This is a genomic window from Methylobacterium sp. BTF04 (assembly GCF_010692745.1).
Lineage (GTDB): Bacteria > Pseudomonadota > Alphaproteobacteria > Rhizobiales > Beijerinckiaceae > Methylobacterium.
In genome coordinates this window covers 196586-215136 of record NZ_JAAHTB010000003.1, presented here as the reverse complement: position 1 = coordinate 215136, position 18551 = coordinate 196586, and the positions used below count along the sequence as shown (strand labels likewise).

15 protein-coding genes and 3 pseudogenes are annotated in these 18551 nt (G+C 66.6%); 7 read left to right on the top strand and 11 right to left on the bottom strand.

Features of this window, described 5'->3' with window-relative positions; genetic code table 11:
* The coding region (locus G3T14_RS03650; protein ID WP_163640118.1) for a transposase at positions 1-403 on the top strand (403 nt) is incomplete at its 5' end.
* Between the two features lie 191 nt (positions 404-594).
* Here the strand turns inward: G3T14_RS03650 and G3T14_RS03645 are convergent.
* From G3T14_RS03645 to G3T14_RS03635, 3 genes and pseudogenes are all read right to left on the bottom strand, one after another.
* Positions 595-1017: pseudogene (locus tag G3T14_RS03645) on the bottom strand (type II toxin-antitoxin system YhaV family toxin); the annotation flags it as partial.
* Positions 1018-1020: 3 nt separating this feature from the next.
* Positions 1021-1347 (bottom strand): type II toxin-antitoxin system PrlF family antitoxin, encoded by a 327-nt coding sequence (locus G3T14_RS03640; RefSeq protein ID WP_163640111.1) that lies wholly within the window; start codon positions 1345-1347, stop codon positions 1021-1023.
* Positions 1348-1552: 205 nt separating this feature from the next.
* Entirely contained in the window at positions 1553-2104 is a 552-nt protein-coding gene (locus G3T14_RS03635) for a superoxide dismutase family protein (RefSeq protein WP_163640109.1), read from the bottom strand.
* 253 nt (positions 2105-2357) lie between these two features.
* On the opposite strand from G3T14_RS03635, the gene dctA reads away from it, so the two are divergent.
* Both dctA and G3T14_RS03625 read left to right on the top strand, forming a co-directional pair.
* Positions 2358-3680: a C4-dicarboxylate transporter DctA gene (gene dctA / locus G3T14_RS03630; RefSeq protein WP_163640107.1), complete on the top strand. Its 1323-nt coding sequence runs from the start codon at positions 2358-2360 to the stop codon at positions 3678-3680.
* A 134-nt stretch (positions 3681-3814) separates the two neighbouring features.
* Complete coding sequence (locus tag G3T14_RS03625) at positions 3815-4501, top strand: hypothetical protein (protein ID WP_163640105.1); 687 nt, start codon at positions 3815-3817, stop codon at positions 4499-4501.
* A 78-nt stretch (positions 4502-4579) separates the two neighbouring features.
* Here the strand turns inward: G3T14_RS03625 and G3T14_RS03620 are convergent, their stop codons facing one another.
* Positions 4580-4813 (bottom strand): hypothetical protein, encoded by a 234-nt coding sequence (locus G3T14_RS03620; protein ID WP_163640103.1) that lies wholly within the window; start codon positions 4811-4813, stop codon positions 4580-4582.
* A gap of 406 nt (positions 4814-5219) precedes the next feature.
* On the opposite strand from G3T14_RS03620, the gene G3T14_RS03615 reads away from it, so the two are divergent.
* Together G3T14_RS03615 and G3T14_RS03610 are read left to right on the top strand one after the other, a co-directional pair.
* Positions 5220-6857 carry an inorganic phosphate transporter gene (locus G3T14_RS03615; RefSeq protein ID WP_163640101.1) on the top strand — a complete coding sequence of 546 codons (1638 nt, stop codon included), beginning with the start codon at positions 5220-5222 and terminating at the stop codon, positions 6855-6857.
* Positions 6858-6948: 91 nt separating this feature from the next.
* Positions 6949-7965: an NAD-dependent epimerase/dehydratase family protein gene (locus tag G3T14_RS03610; RefSeq protein WP_163640099.1), complete on the top strand. Its 1017-nt coding sequence runs from the start codon at positions 6949-6951 to the stop codon at positions 7963-7965.
* A gap of 28 nt (positions 7966-7993) precedes the next feature.
* Here G3T14_RS03610 and G3T14_RS03605 read toward each other — a convergent pair whose 3' ends face one another.
* Positions 7994-8713: a carbonic anhydrase gene (locus tag G3T14_RS03605; protein ID WP_163640097.1), complete on the bottom strand. Its 720-nt coding sequence runs from the start codon at positions 8711-8713 to the stop codon at positions 7994-7996.
* 262 nt (positions 8714-8975) lie between these two features.
* Here G3T14_RS03605 and G3T14_RS03600 point away from each other — a divergent pair.
* Positions 8976-9787, top strand: a pseudogene (locus G3T14_RS03600) (transporter).
* A gap of 58 nt (positions 9788-9845) precedes the next feature.
* Here G3T14_RS03600 and G3T14_RS03595 read toward each other — a convergent pair.
* The 3 genes from G3T14_RS03595 to G3T14_RS03585 form a co-directional block, all read right to left on the bottom strand.
* Complete coding sequence (locus tag G3T14_RS03595; RefSeq protein ID WP_246732887.1) at positions 9846-11180, bottom strand: adenylate/guanylate cyclase domain-containing protein; 1335 nt, start codon at positions 11178-11180, stop codon at positions 9846-9848.
* A 106-nt stretch (positions 11181-11286) separates the two neighbouring features.
* On the bottom strand, positions 11287-13752 hold the full coding sequence (gyrB, locus tag G3T14_RS03590) for a DNA topoisomerase (ATP-hydrolyzing) subunit B (protein WP_163640095.1): 2466 nt from the start codon (positions 13750-13752) through the stop codon (positions 11287-11289).
* Positions 13753-14002: 250 nt separating this feature from the next.
* Positions 14003-14647, bottom strand: a complete 645-nt coding sequence (locus G3T14_RS03585) for an MBL fold metallo-hydrolase (protein ID WP_163640093.1) — start codon at positions 14645-14647, stop codon at positions 14003-14005.
* A 207-nt stretch (positions 14648-14854) separates the two neighbouring features.
* Here G3T14_RS03585 and G3T14_RS03580 point away from each other — a divergent pair, with 207 nt between their 5' ends.
* Positions 14855-16489: an AarF/UbiB family protein gene (locus tag G3T14_RS03580; RefSeq protein WP_163640091.1), complete on the top strand. Its 1635-nt coding sequence runs from the start codon at positions 14855-14857 to the stop codon at positions 16487-16489.
* Between the two features lie 395 nt (positions 16490-16884).
* Here the strand turns inward: G3T14_RS03580 and G3T14_RS03575 are convergent, their stop codons facing one another.
* The 3 genes and pseudogenes from G3T14_RS03575 to G3T14_RS03565 all read right to left on the bottom strand — a co-directional run.
* Positions 16885-17346: a peptidoglycan DD-metalloendopeptidase family protein gene (locus G3T14_RS03575; RefSeq protein WP_163640089.1), complete on the bottom strand. Its 462-nt coding sequence runs from the start codon at positions 17344-17346 to the stop codon at positions 16885-16887.
* A gap of 227 nt (positions 17347-17573) precedes the next feature.
* Complete coding sequence (locus tag G3T14_RS03570) at positions 17574-18089, bottom strand: DUF2778 domain-containing protein (protein WP_163640087.1); 516 nt, start codon at positions 18087-18089, stop codon at positions 17574-17576.
* A gap of 196 nt (positions 18090-18285) precedes the next feature.
* Positions 18286-18408 (bottom strand): annotated as a pseudogene (locus G3T14_RS03565) (IS5/IS1182 family transposase); the annotation flags it as partial.
* Positions 18409-18551: the final 143 nt, after the last annotated feature.

Sequence of the window (18551 nt, the reverse complement as noted above, 5' to 3'; positions counted from 1 at the left end):
GGGCCTCGACATCCGATATGTGGTCACGAACATCGCCACCGGCACGCCGGAATGGCTCTACGCCGAACTCTACTGCGCCCGTGGGCAGGCCGAGAACCTGATCAAGCTCCACAAGGGCCAGCTCGCCTCCGACCGCACCTCCTGCCGAAACCCCGCCGCCAACCAGATGCGGCTCGTCATGCACACCGCCGCCTACTGGCTGATGCTCACCGTGCGCGACGCCATCCCGACCACCCACCGCCTCGCCAGGGCCGAGTTCACGACGATCCGGCTCCGGCTGCTCAAGCTCGGGGCCCGCATTCGAGAAACCACGGCCCGCGTCCGCCTCGCCTTCGCCGCCGCCTGCCCTGAGGCCGACCTGCTACGCCACCTCGCGACCGTGCTCGCCCCGGCACCGGCCTGAACCACGGGGCTGCGACGCCCCGACGAACCCGATCCCGCCCCTCCAGCGCCCACAGAGCAATCCCAATCCACACGCGTCAAAACAGACGCGCGATCCCGCTCGCCATCAGCCCAGAACCCACCGTCCGCAACAGCCTGATGAATAAGACGGGCTAGCTGCTTGACGGCCTCCTGTGCCGAGGCCGCTGCGAGCAACGCCTTCCAGTCGTCGGGGGGATTGCCCTTGTCGAGCATCCCCTTGAAGACGTGATAGGCGTCCGTCTTTGAGCCGTAGGTCCGCAACGTGGTCTCATCGTTCACCCAGGCAAAGATGATCACTTTCGTCTTGCTGTCGTAGCGGAAAAACAGCCGGAAACGGCCATTGCCAAACTTGGCCCTGAACCAATGCTTCCGGTCCTGTCCGAGCGTATCGCCTTGGCGATACTCCTGCCGCGTCGGATCGGCGGGGATCGTCTCGAAGATCAACTTGGCGAGCATTACGAGAAGCTTCGCCTGCGCCGTGCCCTGATAGCCCTTCGGATCGGCCGCCTTGATCGCCGCGACGGCCGCCGTCGCCCTCTCGATCTGATCGAGGAACAGAGAATGGGCGAAGATCGTCCAGCCGTTGATGACCATGACTCAGAGGGTCATGGCCCCGTCGATATCCTCGTCGAGATCGACATTCATCCCGGCCGTGAGCTCAGCCATGCGGTCCGCAAGGCCGGCGGGGAAAGCCGAAATGTGCGACGGGTTGCGGGCCATGTCCTGCGCGAGGAACGTCAGGAACCCATCGATCACGGGGTCCGTCTCATCCTCCGGCCCGAGCAGGCTCACACGACCGCCCTCGTCTACGACATAGGCGATTTCGCCGCCGTAACTCACGCCGAGCGCCTGACGCACGGCCTTGGGAACCGTCGTCTGGCCCTTTGCGGTGATCTTGCTCCGCTCGCGAACAAGGGCTGCCATGACAGTCTCCGATGCTTAGTAAGGAATATCCCTTACCTCATCGGGGAAAAGGTGGCAACGGCGAGAAGCTGCTCAGGGCAGAAAGCGGCTGGTACCAAGCCTCAGCTTTCGGCCACCCGCGCCAAGTTTCCCGAAGGAAGGTCCCCTCCCGGAGGAGAGGACCACAAGCTATCGCCGCAGGCGTGAACCGCGGCGTATTCCGGTTCTACTTGATCACCGCGCAGGCGATGCGTGCGCCGGCCCCGCCGATCGGCTGGGTGGTGTGGTCGTCCTCGTTGGCGTGGATGATCAGGGCCGAACCGTCGCCGTCCTTCAGGCCGCCCTCGCCCGTCAGCGGTGTCTCGCTCGAGACCTCGGCATTCACCGAGCCGTCGGCATTGGCGTAGACGTTGGGCAGGTCGCCCTCGTCCGGGCCGTCCGGGTTGAGCAGCCCGTGCTTGCTCTGGTCGTGGTTCACGTGGGCCTTCGACTTCTCGAATTTCTCGGTGTCCGAACAATCGCCGACGGCGTGGAAGTGAATGCCGTGCCAGCCGGGCGGCAATCCGCCGGGCTGGATCGCCATCCGCATCACAAGCGCACTGGCACCGTCCCGCAGGGTGATCTTGCCGATGGTCTCGCCCTTGCCGTTGAGAACCAGGCTCTCGACGGTCGGCGGGGCGGCGGCCGGGGTCGCGGGCGCCGCCGTCTGCGCGAGGGTCGGGCTCGCCGCCAGGGCGGCACCGAGGCCGAATGCGATGGCCGGCAGAAGTCGTCTCATGAATGGCTCTCCTCTCCACGCCGGGGGCGATTGTGGAGCGTCAACGAAAAGGTCCCGGATCGGGCGGGGGATACGCGGCACGACGCCTTGGCCACGACGCCTCGGCAATGCGTGCGGTCCCCGCCGACGATGCCATGTGTGGCGGCGGCCCTCAATCCGCAACGCCCTCTTCGGGACAACGTCTTCACGGTTGTGGGCCGGCGGCACGTTTCTTGTTGCTGGGGTTCGGTGCGGTCCCGCGAGGAGGATGCCGATGTCGACCCTCAGCCTGTCAACGCCCGTGACGGTCCCGCGTGCGCCGCTCTACAAATCCCTGTTCGTGCAGGTGGTGGTGGCGCTGCTCCTGGGCATCGTCATCGGGATGGCGTCGCCCGCCTTCGCGGTCTCGCTCAAGGTGTTCAGCGACGCCTTCCTCAAGCTGATCTCGATGATCGTCGCGCCGATCGTGTTCTGCGTCGTCGTCCACGGCATCGCCGGGGCCGGCGACCTCAAGAAGGTCGGCCGGGTCGGCGTCAAGGCGCTGATCTACTTCGAGGTGATGACCACCGTCGCCCTCGCGGTGGGTCTCTTCCTCGCCTACCTGTTCGGTCCCGGCCACGGCATGAACGTGGACACCGCCACCCTCGACCCGAAGGCGCTCAGCGCCTACGCCGAGAACGCCCACAAACTCCAGGGCGCCGGCATCGGCAGCTTCCTCCTCAACATCATTCCGACGACGTCGTTCGACGCGCTCGCCCGCAACGACGTGCTCCAGGTGCTGTTCTTCGCGATCCTCTTCGGCATCAGCCTCGCGCTCGTCGGCGGCGAGACCGGCGCGCGCGTCACCGGCCTGATCGAATCCCTCTCCACCGTACTGTTCAAGGCGATGAGCCTGATCGTCCGGCTCGCACCGTTCGGCGTCCTCGGCGCCGTCGCCTACACGGTGGGCCGCTACGGCGTCGGTTCGCTGCAGCAGCTCGTCTCGCTGGTCGCCCTGTTCTACGTGGCGGTGGCGTTCTTCGTCCTCGTGGTCCTCGGCGTGGTGATGCGGCTCGCCGGGCTCAACATCATCAAGTTCATCGGCTACCTGCGCGAGGAACTCACCATCGTGCTCGCTACCGCGTCGTCCGATGCGGTGCTGCCGCAGATCATGCGCAAGCTCGTCCATCTCGGCGTCAAGGATTCGGTGGTCGGGCTCGTGGTCCCCACCGGCTACTCGTTCAACCTCGACGCCTTCTCGATCTACCTGACGCTGGCGGTGGTGTTCATCGCCCAGGCGACGAATACGCCGCTGAGCTTCGGCGATCTCCTGCTCGTGCTCGGCGTCTCCCTCGTCACCTCGAAGGGCGCGCACGGCGTGCCGGGCTCGGCCATCGTGATCCTGGCCGCCACCCTCAACGCGGTGCCGAGCATCCCGGCCATCGGCCTCGTGCTGGTGCTGTCGGTGGACTGGTTCGTCGGCATGGCCCGCGCGGTGGGCAACCTCATCGGCAATTGCGTCGCCACCGTCGTCGTCGCGGCCTGGGAAGGCGATCTCGACCGCGACCAGGCGCGCCGCGTACTCGACGGCGAGGCGCCGGCGCCGGGGCTCGTCTGAGGCGCCCCGTACGATTTATACTTTCTGGACGCGCGGTGAAGACTTCCTTAACCTTCTGCGTGCCGAGGCGGGCGAGTCCCAAGCGATTCGCCGTGTCTCGCAGTGCGTGCCGCAAGGCCGCAGGGGAGAGCACCATGCCGATCGACGCTCACCGCTGGCTCGGCCCTGCCTTGCTCGGGGCCATTCTCGCCCTCTCGCCGACCCTGGTGGTGCAGGCGCAGGACGCCGCCCCGATGGGGAAGGCCGACCGGACCTGGACCGATCCGCCGGTGCGCGGCAGCGCGGCCACCGCGACTCAGGAGGCGCCCAAGGCGATCGCGCCGGGTCCGAGCGTCGCGCAGGCGCCGGACGCGGCCCCGAAGCCGGTGCAGGCTGCTGCCGCGCGGCCGGTACGCCATGCGGTGGCTCTCCCGGCCAAGGCGAAGCACCGCGCCGTCGCCGTGCACACCCTCGCGCGAAAGAATCTCCGGATCGCGGCCCATTCTGGCGGCCGGGAGCATGACCGGTCGCGTGGCATCGCGGTGGTGCGCCCGTCGGTCCTGATCCGAGGCGCCGATGTCCGGATGGTCGCGCGCCAGCCCGTGCCGTCGGAGGACGATCCCGCCTTCCCGATCGCATCGCCGCGGGTGCGCTACGGCTACACCAACGGCCTGATGCCGGCGGGCGGCTTCGGCGACCTGTTCGAGGACGACCGCGCCCGCCGCATCCGCCAGGCCCGCGAGGCCGGCTACCTCGTGGTTCGGTCCCGCACCATCGTGCTGCCCGATGGCCGGCGCCTGCAGAGCTACCGGCCCTACCAATCCGACGATTCGGACGATTAGGACCTCACACGAAAAACCCCGCCGAGCGCTCGGCGGGGTTTTTCGTGGGTCTGGCGGAGCCCGGTGAAGGCCGGTGGTTCAGCGCACCCGGCCGGGACGCGCCGGCTCGAACACGATCTTGCGGTGGAAGGCGCACCAGCTCTTGCCGTCCGGCACCGGGGCGCCGCAGCAGACGGCCCGGTCGTTCGGCTCGCCGATGATGAACTTGCACACGAAGGCCCCCGACTGCGCGAACGGAACGCGCAACGACGCGGACGGCTCGGCAACCGCATCGACCTCGCCGACCTGTGACATACGGACGATCTGGTTCATGGAGTGTCTGACTCGCGAAAAAACGTGATTCGCGGGCGCGGGGCCCGGCAGGGATGATTCGGAACAGCGCATCGCGCCCCAGTGGTCTGCCGTCCACGCACCGCGTACGGGCGTCTCTCTCGGGCAAGACCGGTCTCACCGAATTCGGCGTGACGGGACGCAGCGACGTCATGATGCTGTTATATCTGGCGTTCTTCGCTCGGCAAACAAGTCCTACTGCTTAAGTGTGCTGCAGCGCACAGAATTTGGTCCGGGCGGGACCGGGCCGGCCCGGTGATGCTCGCGGCGCGACCGCACGGTGCAGAAGGATTACTAATCCGTTTCGATCCTGCGACATGTCACCATCCTGATATGTTCCAGGGCTATCGCCGCACGACCATGTTCCTCCTGCGCGAGTTCCGCTGCCATGTCTGATGCCGCCATCGCCGGGATCGATCCCGCTCAGCCCGTCGCGGAGGCCCGCCAGGGGCCGAAGCTCGACCACGGAATTCACCCCACCGGCGTCATCGCCTTTCTGCTCGTGCTGGTGGCGGGGCTCGCCTATGCGCTGTTCAGCCTGATCCAGGACATGAACGCGGTGGGCGAATCCCCGCTCGCCATCGGCGCGTTCGCGCTGCTGGCCCTGGCGCTCCTGATCGCCCTCGCCTTCGAATTCGTGAACGGCTTCCACGACACCGCCAACGCGGTGGCGACGGTGATCTACACCCATTCGATGCCGCCCATGGTGGCGGTGATCTGGTCGGGCACCTTCAATTTCCTCGGCGTGATGCTGTCGTCGGGGGCCGTCGCCTACGCCATCGTCACCCTGCTGCCGGTGGAGCTGATCCTGCAGGTCGGTTCGTCGGCCGGCTATGCGATGATCTTCTCGCTGCTCATCGCCGCGATCCTGTGGAACCTCGGCACCTGGGCGCTCGGCCTGCCGAATTCGTCCTCTCACGCGCTGATCGGCTCCGTGATCGGCGTCGGCCTCGCCAACCAGCTCATGGCCTCGGGCGGCGAGGGAACCTCCGGCGTCGAATGGGGCCAGGCGTTCAAGGTGCTCGAGGGCCTGCTGCTCTCGCCGGTGCTGGGCTTCGTCCTGGCGGCCGTGCTGCTTCTGGCCATGAAGGCGCTGGTGAAGCGCAAGGACCTCTACGAGGCGCCCAAGGGCGATGCCCCGCCCCCGCTGTGGATCCGCAGCCTGCTGATCCTCACCTGCACCCTGGTCTCGTTCTTCCACGGCGGCAATGACGGGCAGAAGGGCATGGGCCTGATCATGCTCATCCTCATCGGCGCGGCGCCCACGGCCTACGCCCTCAACCGCACCATGTCGGACGAGAGCACGCCGATCTTCGTGCAGCAATCGCAGGCGGCGAGCACGGTGTTCTCGGCCCGCGCCGCCGGCGCGCCGACCCCCGACGCGGCCAAGGCCCGCGCCCAGGTCGCCGAGGCCCTGCGCACCAAGGTCCTCAACGAACCCGTCGTCTTCGCGGCCCTGGCCTCGCTCTCCAACGACATCGCGGCGTCGGTGCAGAAGCACGGCACGATCCGGCAGGTGCCGGCGGCGGCCACCCCGAACCTGCGCAACGACATGTACCTCGCCTCCGACGCGGTCCGCCTGCTGCCGTCCTCCGGCGCCACGCTCTCGCCCGACGACACCAAGACCCTGAAGGCCTATTCGGGCCTGCTCAACGACGGCACCCGCTACATCCCGACCTGGGTGAAGGTCACCGTCGCCCTGGCGCTGGGCCTCGGCACCATGGTCGGCTGGAAGCGCATCGTCGTCACCGTGGGCGAGAAGATCGGCAAGACCCATCTCACCTACGCGCAGGGCGCCTCGGCCGAAATGGTCGCCGCCGGTACCATCGGGCTCGCCGAACTCTACGGCCTGCCGGTCTCGACCACGCACATCCTGTCGAGCGGCGTCGCCGGCACCATGGCGGCCAACGGGTCCGGCCTCCAGGCCTCCACCGTGCGCAACATGGCCCTGGCCTGGGTGCTGACCCTGCCGGCGGCGATCACGCTGGCGGGCGGACTGTTCTTCATCCTGCGGCACGTGTTCTAAAGGGACGACACGGACGCGGTTTCTTGAGCTGCCGGATGCCGGGGTGTAGGCACACCACGGCATCCGCCGTTTCGCACCCTCAAGGGACCCGATGCGCGTCCTCGTGACCGGCAGTGCCGGCTTCATCGGCTACCATCTCAGCCAAAGGCTGATCGAGGCGGGCCACACCGTCATCGGGTTCGACGGCTTCAGCGATTATTACGACGTCGCGCTCAAGCGCGCCCGGCACGCCCGGCTCGGCGCCCATGCGGGCTTCTCCGTGGTGGAGGCCCGGCTCGAGACCCCCGGCGCGGTCCTGGCGGCGATGGCGCAGGCGCGCCCCGACGTGGTGGTCCACCTCGCCGCGCAGGCGGGCGTGCGCCACAGCCTGGAAAACCCCGGCGCCTATGTCGAATCCAACCTCGTCGGCACCGCCAACCTCATCGAGGCGGTGCGGGCGCATCCCGTGCGCCACCTCCTGTTCGCCTCCACGAGTTCGGCCTATGGCGGCAACACCGCGATGCCGTTCCGCGAGACCGACCGGGCGGTGACGCCGCTCACCCTCTATGCCGCCTCCAAGCTCGCCGGCGAGGCGATGACCCATTCCTACAGTCACCTGTTCGGCATCCCCACGACGGCGTTCCGGTTCTTCACGGTCTACGGCCCGTGGGGCCGGCCCGACATGGCCCTGTTCCTGTTCACCAAGAAAATCCTGGGTGGTGAGCCGATCGAGGTCTTCGCCGGGGGCGAGGCGGTGCGCGATTTCACCTATGTCGACGACCTCGTGGCCGCGATCGATGGCCTGATCCACCGGCCCCCGCCCCTGCCCGGGGCCGCCGGCCCGGTCTGCGACGCCGACACGTTGAGCCCGGTGGCGCCCTATCGCCTCGTCAATCTCGGCGGCGGCCGGCCGGTGCGCCTCGATGCGATGATCGACGAACTCGAACGCGCCCTCGGACGGACCGCGACCCGCATCCTCAAGCCGCTGCCGCCGGGCGACGTCCCCCACACCCATGCGAGCACCGATCTGCTGCGCGCGCTGTTGGGGCGCGTGCCGGAAACGCCCCTGTCGGTGGGCATCCCGGCCTTCGTCGCTTGGTACCGGGATTACTATTCCAAGCCCGTGTGATCGCTGAAGACGGCGACCTGACCGCAGTTCATCCCGCTGCGCGGGTCCGGGGCCGGGACCGGGCGATCTCGGGCGCGGCGACGCGCAGGGTCGGCGGGACCACCGGCGGTCGCCCGGCCCCCGGCTCGTCGCCGATCGGGGCGAAGACGCCCTGGACCGTGTCGTAGGTGAGGATCGCGTCGGTCTCGATGGCGAAGAACCAGCCGTGCAGGCGCAATTCGCCCTTGGCGATGCTGGCCGCGACGCTCGGATGGGTTCGCAGAAGGTTGAGCTGGACCACGACGTTCTCGAGGGCGAGCGCGTGCGTCCGGTCCTTCGCCGAGAGGTCCTGCGGATAGGCTTCGCAGACGATCTGGCTGGCGGCATGGCTATGGCGCAGCCAGGCCGCGACATTGGGCATGGCGTCGAGGGCCGCGGGATCGCACAGCCCCTTCATCGCCCCGCAATCCGAGTGGCCGCAGACCACGATGTCGCGCACCCCAAGGGCGACCACTGCGTATTCGATGGCCGACGAGACACCGCCATTCGCCTGCGAATACGGAGGGACGATGTTGCCGGCGTTGCGGCAGACGAAGAGTTCGCCCGGCTCGGCCCGGGTGATGTGCTCCGGCGAGACCCGGGAATCCGCGCAGGCGATGATGAGCGCCTTGGGCTTCTGCCCGTCCCGGACCAGACGCTGGTAGATCGCCTTCTGGCCGGGAAAGACGTTGCCCTGGAAGTTCGAAACGCCCTCGATGATGTTGTCCACGGTGGTCCTCGGGTTTGCGACGGTCGGGTGAGCGGGGAAGACGCGGTTGAGCCGGAGCGGACCGAGCCGCCCCGAAGACCGGATCAGCGGGCGCGGCGGCGCGTGGTGCCCGCAGCCCAATGCGGCGCGCCCATCTCTCGACGCGACACGCCGATGGTCCGCTGCGAAGCGTGGTTGCCGGCGCCTTCCGACAGCATCGGCTGGCCGAGGATTTGGCCGGTGCCGTTGCGCTGGGAATAGAGCGAGCGCGGGTCGTGGTAGGGTGGCCGGTTCCGCGGCGCAGCCGGGGCAGACCGTGGGCCTGCCCACCGGCGCACAGCTCCCGGTGGGCCTGTATTTCGTGAACACGTCGAGCTTCGGCGTGCGGGACACGCGCCCGCTCCAGTCTGAATCGACCATCAACCTGCCGGCCTTCGTCTGGTCGACGCCGTGGACGCTGCTCGGTGCGCGCCTGAACCTGATCGCGATCCAGCCCGCCGTGGCCGCGAGTCCGCGCGGCACGCCCTATCAGAGCGGCATCGGCCAGCCCCTGCTCGCCGGCCAGCTCGCCTGGGACCTCGGCGACAACGTCGGCGTGAGCTACCTGTTCGGCGGTTACCTGCCTGTCGAGACGCGGTTCCTGACCCAGACCGCCTCGCTCAGCCATCGCTTCGCGGCGAGCGACACCGGTAATGGCTGGAACCTGACCGCCAACCTGCTCTACGGAATCTTCCTCGATCCGGTCTCGCCCCAGGGCACGGTCTAGCCGGACTACCTCAACCTCGATCTCACGGCGACGAAGAAGTTCGGCCAATGGGAGGTCGGCGCGGTGGCGTTCGGATCGAGCGATCTGCCGACCCGCTTTCCCGGTTACCAGCGCCAGGGCCAGATCGCGGTGGGCGGCCTTCGTCGGCTACAATTTCGGCCCGGCGACCCTGCAGGTCTACGTCACCCGCGACGTGGTGGAGCGCACTTACGGTGGGGCGGAAACCCGCGACGATGCTGCGCGTTATCGTGCCGATCGACAAGGCGGACACCACATCCGCGGCCCCGTCGCCGTCCCTGACCGGGCCGGCGCGTCTGGCCGAGCGCTAGACGCTGATGCGGAGGGGCATGTCCGCGACGAACCCGCAACCGCGTCGCGGGCGGCGCCCTAAACCGTCCGACTCTCCCGCAAGCCGACAGCATACAGCGGGAGGTTTCCGGTATCGCGGCACTCCGACAACGCGATGGCGTCGAGATCGATGTGGTTGCGTGATCCGGGGCCGAGGAGCTGCAGGAAGGTCTCGGAGGCCGCGAGCGGCAGGTCGTCGGCCTTGGCGCGGGCCTCGATCCGGGCGAGCTGGTTCATCGCCGGTCCGAGCACCGTGAATTCCGCGCGATGGCCGTCGTCGAAGACCCCGACGAGGACCTCGCCGGAATGCAGCGCCACGGTGATGCGCAGGGCCGGGAGATCGCCGCGCCGGCGCGCGTGGTTCAGGTCCGCCAGGCGCGCCGCGATGGTCCGGGCGCAGGCCAGGGCGGCCTCGGCCTGCGTTTCGGGGCGCCCGACCACGAACTGGGCGAGGATGCCGTCGCCGACATACTTGTCGACGATGCCGCCATGCTGGGTCACCGCCACATGGGTCAGGGCGCGCACGTCCAGCAGCGCCCGCACCACCTCCTCCTGCGCATGGCTCCGGGTGAAGGCGGAGAAGCCGCGGATGTCGAGGGCGAACAGGCAGGCATGGCGCGACCGGACGGCGCCGAGGCCGCCGTCGCGGGCGAGTTCCACCGCGACGCTGTCGGGCACGAAGCGGGCGAGCGCCGTCCGCTCGTGTTCCATGCGCAGGGCGGTGGTGACGGCGGAGCGCAGCCGGCGCACCCCATCGATGACCACGAGGCTCGCCGCCATGAAGGTGAGGAGGCCGGGAACCTCCTCGTCCAGGGTCACGTGCGGGCCCAGCAGGGCGTGGTCGGGGTCGATGGCGGCGAGCAGGATCGTGCCGCCCCAGGCGAGCGAGACCAGGCCGGCGAACAGGGCCGTGTGCCAGACCCGCATGCTCAGTCCGGTCTGGAGCAGGAGCAGGAAGGCCGGCAGCCGGCTCACGGCGCTGGCGGTCTCCTCGGTGGCGAGCGCGCCGACCATCATGTGCTCGACCACGACGAACAGGGCGACGCCGGCATTGAGCAGCGTCGCGGTCCAGGCGAGCCACTCGGTGCCGCCGCCCTGGTCTCCCCGGCTTTGCGCGCGATGGGCCCTCCGCCAATCGGCGAGCCCGAGGCAGAGCGAGCACAGGGCGTAGATGCCGAGCACGACGCCGTGGCTGGCCGAATGCACCGCGCCGTCGAAGCCCTGTGCGGTGGCGAGCAGCACCACGACGATGATCAGATGGAGCACCATCGACCGCCGCCCCGATGCCGCCTGAAGCAGCCGGACGACCGTCGTGTCGTCCTTCGGCATCTGGGGAGTTTGCAGCAAGCGCAGGAATCCTGGTTCGGCCGTCATGCCGATCGCCGTCTCCTTTCGGGAGACGGGCGCGCACGGTCAAGCCGCGGAGCCGGCCTCACGCCGCGTCCGATCGCTCCGATACCTCGATAGATCGGTCCCCGGATCACACGTCGAGGTTGGAGACGCTCAGCGCGTTGTCCTGGATGAACTCGCGGCGGGGCTCCACCACGTCGCCCATCAGCTTCACGAACAGGTCGTCGGCGTCCTGGGTGTCCTTGATCCGGACCTGGAGCAGCGAGCGAACTTCGCTGTCGAGGGTGGTTTCCCAGAGCTGCTGCGGGTTCATCTCGCCGAGGCCCTTGTAGCGCTGGAGCTGCAAGCCCTTGCGGCCGAAGGCCATCACCGCCTCGAACAGGCCGACGGGGCCGTGCAACACGGTCTCGTCGCCCTTGCGGGCGTAGGTCACCGGCTCCTCGTAGATCTCGCGCAGGGCCTCGGCCCGGTCCGAGAGCCGGCGCGCCTCCTGCGAGGCGATCAGGTGCGCGTCCAGCAGCGAGACCTGCTTCACCCCGCGCAGGGTCCGGCTCAGGCTGTAGCCGCCCTCCTGTACCGCGCCCTCCCAGCCCTGCTCGATATCCTCGGCGATCCGGTCCATGCGGCGGGCGACCGTATCGGCCAGGATCTCGGCCTCGGCGGCGTTCTCGTCGACGTTGAGGGCGAAGGCGCCGGCGATCATCGCCTGTTCCACCACCGCGCGGTCGTAGCGGGTGTGGAGCGCCTGCATCAGCCCGCGGAACTGGCGCGCCTCGTCGACGAGGGACTTCAGCTGCGCGCCGCCGAACTCGGTGCCGGAGGCGAGCCGCAGCACCGCCCCGTCGACGCCGGCATCGATGAGGTAATCCTCGAGCGCGCGCTCGTCCTTCAGGTAGATCGCGCTCTTGCCCTTGGCGGCTTTGTAGAGCGGCGGCTGGGCGATGTAGACGTGTCCGCGCTCGATCAATTCCGGCATCTGCCGGAAGAAGAACGTCAGCAACAGCGTGCGAATGTGCGAGCCGTCGACATCGGCATCGGTCATGATGATGATGCGGTGGTAGCGCAGCTTGTCCGGGTTGAAGCCCTCGCGGTCGGTGGACGAGCGGCCGATGCCGGCGCCGAGCGCCGTGATCAGGTTGCCGATCTCGACGGAGGACAGCATCCGGTCGGCCCGCACGCGCTCGACGTTGAGGATCTTGCCGCGCAACGGCAGCACCGCCTGGAAGGCGCGGTCGCGGCCCTGCTTGGCCGATCCGCCGGCGGAATCACCCTCCACCAGCAGGATCTCGCATTTCGACGGGTCGCGCTCCTGGCAATCGGCGAGCTTGCCGGGCAGCGAGGCGATGTCGAGCACGCCCTTGCGGGTCACGGTCTCGCGCGCCTTGCGCGCCGCCTCGCGGGCGGAGGCGGCCAGGATCACCTTGCCCATCACCGACCGGGCCTGGGCCGGGTTCTCCTCGAGCCAGTTCGACAGGCCCTCGTTGAGCACGTTCTCGACGGCCGGGCGGACTTCCGACGAGACCAGCTTGTCCTTGGTCTGCGACGAGAATTTGGGGTCGGGCACCTGCACCGAGATGACGGCGGTGAGCCCCTCGCGGCAATCCTCGCCGGTGAGCGAGATCTTTTCGCGCTTGGCGATGCCCGAGGACTCGGCATAGCCGGTGATCTGGCGCGTCAGGGCGGCGCGGAACCCGGCCATGTGGGTGCCGCCGTCGCGCTGCGGGATGTTGTTGGTGAACGGCAGCACGGTCTCGTTGAACGAGTCGTTCCACCACAGGGCGACCTCGACCCGGATGTTGTCGCGCTCGGCCCGCACGAAGACCGGCTTGGCGATGCCGTCGATGGGTTTGCGCGAACGGTCGAGGTAGCGCACGAAGGCCTCGATGCCGCCTTCGTAATACAGCTCCTCGCGCTTGTGCTCGGCATGGCGCGCGTCGGTGATGACGATGCGCACGCCGGAATTGAGGAAGGCGAGTTCGCGCAGGCGCTTTTCCAGCGTGGCGAAGTCGAACTCGATCATCGTGAAGGTGTCGGTGGAGGGCAGGAACGACACCTCGGTGCCGCGCCGTCCGTTGCCGTCGGCGACCACCACCAGCGGCGACACCGCGTCGCCGTGGCGGAACTCCATCGCGTGCTCCTTGCCATTGCGCCAGATGCGCAGGCGAAGCCATTGCGACAGGGCGTTGACCACCGAGACACCGACGCCGTGCAGGCCGCCCGAGACCTTGTAGGAATTCTGGTCGAACTTACCGCCCGCATGGAGCTGGGTCATGATGACCTCGGCGGCCGAGACCCCCTCCTCCTTGTGGATGTCGGTGGGGATGCCGCGGCCGTTGTCCGACACCGTCACCGAGCCGTCGGCGTTGAGCATGACGGTGACGAGGTCCGCGTGACCCGCGAGCGCCTCGTCGATGGCGTTGTCCACCACCTCGTAGACCATGTGGTGCAGACCCGAGCCGTCATCGGTATCGCCGATATACATGCCCGGCCGCTTGCGCACGGCGTCGAGGCCCTTGAGGACCCGGATCGATTCCGCGCCGTAGGCATCGGCGGCGAGGTTGTGGGTGGCGTCTGAGCTTTGGGTCGTGTCGGACATGAAGTTCCTCGGGCAGGCGGGTCTTCGCGTGATCCTTCGTGCCCCGGCTCGAGCCTCGGACACGCCTGCGATGCGTCGTTGCCTTGCTTATAGGCGGTCCGCCTTGAAAAAGCATTGTTTTCGGGACCGCGCCGGGTCCGGATCACCGGCCCGTCCACGCTTGTGTCGGATGGGGCGCGGGTGGCGCGGCACCGGGCTCCCGCCGCTCCCGCCGCGGTGCCCTCGATCCCGAAAACTCAGTCGCGCAAGCTCAATCCTGCAGGAACGGGTTGGTCATCCGCTCCTCGCCGAGCGTGCTGGTGGGGCCGTGGCCGGGGATGAAGGCGACGTCGTCGCCGAGCGGCAGGACCTTCTCCTTGATCGCCCGGATCAGCTGGTCGTGACTGCCGCCCGGTAGGTCGGTGCGGCCGACCGAGCCCTTGAACACCACGTCGCCCACCAGCGCGAAGCGCGCGTCCCGGCTCACGAACACCACGCTGCCCGGCGAATGGCCCGGCGCGTGCAGGATATCGAAGATGAGGCCGCCCACCGAAACCGCGTCGCCCTCCACGAGCCAGCGGTCCGGCGTGACCGCGCGGGCGCCGTCGAGGCCGTAATTGGCGCCGGTCTCCGGCAGGCTGTCGAGCAGGTAGCGGTCGGCCTCGTGCGGACCCTCGATCGGTACGCCGAGGCGCTCGCGCAATTCGTCGGCGCCGCCCGCATGGTCGATATGGCCGTGGGTGAGCAGAATCTTCTCGATGGTGATCCCCTGCGCCGCGATGGCGGCCTCGATCCGGTCGAGGTCGCCGCCCGGATCGACCACGGCGCCGACCTTGGTCTCGTCGGACCAGATCAGGGTGCAATTCTGCTGGAAGGGCGTCACCGGAATGATTCCGGCGCGGGGCGTGCCTGGCATCGCTCATCTCGCGAAAGGCGCCCCGAGGGCGCGGGAAGGCGCCTGTCTAGCGTGAGATCGCCCCTGGGGCGAATCCGCCGAACCCGGGTTCGTGACCCGTCCGCCAAACTTCGGCCTCGCCACGGGGCTAGCCCGGCCTTAACCAAGCCCGGAGGCGTCCTCCGGGTTCGCCGCCGACCTTCCCCCCCAGCCGGGTCCCTTGCGCACATGCTGAAAACCGCCTTCGTCGCCGCCCGCGACCGGCAACGCCTCGGGGAGATCGCGGCCGTCCTCATCGGCTACGGGGTCACCAAGGTCGTCGAGCGCCTCGGCATCGCCCATGTGGCGCGCTTCGCCAAGCGCCGGGCCCCCCGTGTGGATATCGCCCGCCTGTCCCAGCCCCAGCGGGTGCGGCGGGCCATCGAGGCGTTGGGCCCGACCTTCGTCAAGCTCGGGCAGATCCTGGCGAGCCGGCCGGATTTGCTCACCCCGGAATGGACCGAGGAGCTGGAGAAGCTCCACAGCCAGGTCTCGCCGATCCCCTGGGAGCGCATCCGTCCGCAGCTCGAAGCCGATCTCGGCGCGCCCCCCGACGAGGTGTTCGCGGAATTCGACATCGTTCCGCTGGCCGCCGCCTCCATCGCCCAGGTCTACCGCGCCCGCCTGCATACCGGCGAGGACGTGGTGGTGAAGGTGCTGCGCCCGGGCCTGCGCAAGATCATCGAAGCCGACTTGCGGCTGCTCGGCCACGCCACCCGCATCGTCGTCAACGAGTGGCCGGAATTCGGCCGCTACCAGCCCCAGGAGCAGATGCGCCACCTGGCCTCCGGGCTTTATGGCGAGCTCGACCTCATCAACGAGGCGCGCAACTGCGAGACCATCGCGGCGATCTTCGCCGACCGCGCCGACATCGTGATCCCCAAGATCCACTGGGAATGGACCTCCGAGCGCGTGCTCGTGCAGGAATTTGTGCACGGCATCCCGCCCAACGATCACGCCCGCCTGGATGCCGCCGGCATCGACAAGGTGGTTCTGGCCCAGAAGGGCACCGACGCCTTCCTGCAGATGGCGCTGATCGAGGGCGTGTTCCACGCCGATCCGCATCCCGGCAACATGCTGATCATGACCGACGACCGGATCGGCTTCATCGATTTCGGAATCATCGGGCGCCTGTCCGAGCGCCGCCGCATGCAGCTGCTGATGCTGATCGGCGCGATGCTCAAGGAGGATTCCGACGGGCTGATGGCGGTGCTGCTCGACTGGACCGGATCGAGCAACCCGGACCTGACCAAGCTGGAGGCCTCGTCGCAGGCCTTCATCGCGCGCCACACCGGCGCCTCGCTCGATTTCGGCGCGCTGCTCACCGATTTCATGACTATGGCCCGCGAGAACGATCTCGCCATGCCCACCGACCTCGCCATCCTGTTCAAGGGCCTGGTCACCGCCGATGGCGTGATGCGCCAGCTCGACCCGAACTTCGACCTGTTCACGGCGGCGGGCCCGACCGTGAAGCGCAAGCTTCAGTCGCAATTCTCGATCAAGGGTCTCACCCGCAAGGTCGAGGCGGTGGGCGCCGGCCTGTTCGGCGCGGCCTCCGAACTGCCGACGCTGATCCACCTGATGCTGGTGCGCCTGAAGCAGGGCCGCGTCACCGTCGAGATCGAGCTCAAGGGGATCGAGAAGCTCACCCGCGGCATCGAGCGCGCCGCCGCCCGCATCGCCGTGGCCCTGATCGTCGCCGCCTTCGCGACGCAGCTCGCCCCCCGCTTCATGGATCTCGGCACCCCGGCCTTCATCACCGTCGGCGCGATGGTGTGCGTGATCGGAGTCGGCTGGCTGGTGCTGCTCGGCCGCAACAAGTAGGGGCGCCGCCCGGCCCAGGTCGTGTGGACGGATTGATCTCTGCGGGCTTCCCGCGGCTGCCGATCGATCATTCATAGGGTGGCAGTTTTGGGGAGGCTCGCCCATGCTGATACGGATGACGGACGCGGATTGGACGATTCATTCCCTACAAGGCCAACGCCAAGACGAAGCCCGTCTTCTTTCCCAAAGGCGCTCTACAGAGCCAGTGCCCACATCGAGCAGACCTTCGGAAAACTCAAAGGCTTCAAGCGCGTCGCCTTGCGTTGCGAAAAGACAGAGGCGAGCTTCTCAGCCTTCATCTTACTTGCCCTCGGATTTATCATCAGCAAATCCGTCCAGACGGACTACCATACGGCGCATTGAAAGACCGTTTCTTGTCATGCTGTATCCCCCGATCAAGTCATAGTGGGCGGAGTTCCGTCCTGATTAAAGGTTACGGGGAAAGTCTCGGACGTATTAGCTTTTGCCAGAAGTTTTATATGTAAATTTACTCCAACATACCTTCCGCCAGGTGCCCCGCCAATAATTTCCACCAATGCCCAATGCAAATGCGGCTGCATTCCACTGTCTTTGACGATAAACACCTCCCCAAGAAGGTCCCCTTTTTTAATATTAGCGCCGATTTTAATGCCCGCGGGAACAGAAGTGATATGTTGATAAAATACGCCAACCATATCGTTATCTGATCTGGCGAATATTTGCGCACCGTAGACTTTTCCCGTGTCTTTTTTTGGATCGTGTGGGTGATATATTGTGACGTGAGAATCAAACGCGGCATAAACTCTCGTGCTGACAGCCCCACTTAAGTCCATTCCATATTGAATGTACCATTGGTCAGGATTGATGTGATCACCCACCCCAGGCCCTCCGTTGGTTCCGGTGCTTCCGGAAGGCATTGGACTTGACATATCGAGAGTGAATGAGGGCATTTTCGTCATCCTTCGAGCAGGCGGAGAAACGCAGTTCTAGTTGATCAATTTTGAAACCTGAAATTCATGATGAGCAATTATTAGATTGATGATTACTGATTTCTAGTATTTTCACAGAATATCGGGCTGGATAAATCCGGCGTTTAACCTCGGTGTTACCCCATGCCAGATCCGCCGCCTCGCCGGTACCGGGGATCTAGTATGTCAATCTTCGGGCCGTTGACGTCCACCATTCCGTAGGTTCGGATACCCGTGTTCGGGATTTTTTCGGCTGGCTGCGAGAGTAGGTAGCCGCGAAGGTCGGGAAATCTTTCGGGAAATTGAAGGACGATGCAGCCGGTGCTCATGCGCCGAGGTCCAAGAGGGTGCAGCCGAAACTGACCACGCTTGACAGAAGATACGAATGTCTCGTCATCAATGCTGTCGTCGTCTCTATACAGTACGAACCACTGGTCTCTGTGAAGCGTCTTATCCTTGAGCTTTCCCATCATGCCTCCACTTTCGCGGTCGACTATGTAGTAAGAGCCCACGGGAATCGGGCCGCTGTTAGCGATGCTGCCGGAGCTGGGGTTGTTGCGGTTCTCGCCGTCGCCCGAGAACGCTACATATTCTTTGTCGGCCTTGAGCACGCTCACTGTATCGTTGTTCAATTCGAAGGCCAGTCTGATCATGGCGTCACCGATAGAATTAAGAACGAGCGGGCGTGGCTAAATCGTTATCTTCTAGAACAATATCGGCGGATTTTCCATAAACGGCAACTGATTAATTCCTATAACGCAAGTGCTTCATCGATCCGGTCGGGGGGGCAATGGGCCTCGCCAAAGGAGACGCCGGTTTATTCAGTGAAGCCTCGGGGTCTGGACTTGATCAGCACCAGACGGCGATGACGGCGGCGAGGGCTGTGGCCGAGGCGTCGTAGCGGGTGGCGATGCGTCCGAAGTCTTTCAGGCGGCAGAAGCTGGCCTCGACGCGCCAGCGCTCGCGATACCGACCGCATGAACGAACGCAATTGGCAATCGGACTGAGATAAATGCGCCCTGCGGATCGTCTGCTAAGAATGCAGCGTAAGCCCAGATTTTTATTGATAGCGATTTATGAATAGTGAAAAGTGTTAAACCGGTTTCTCACTCTCA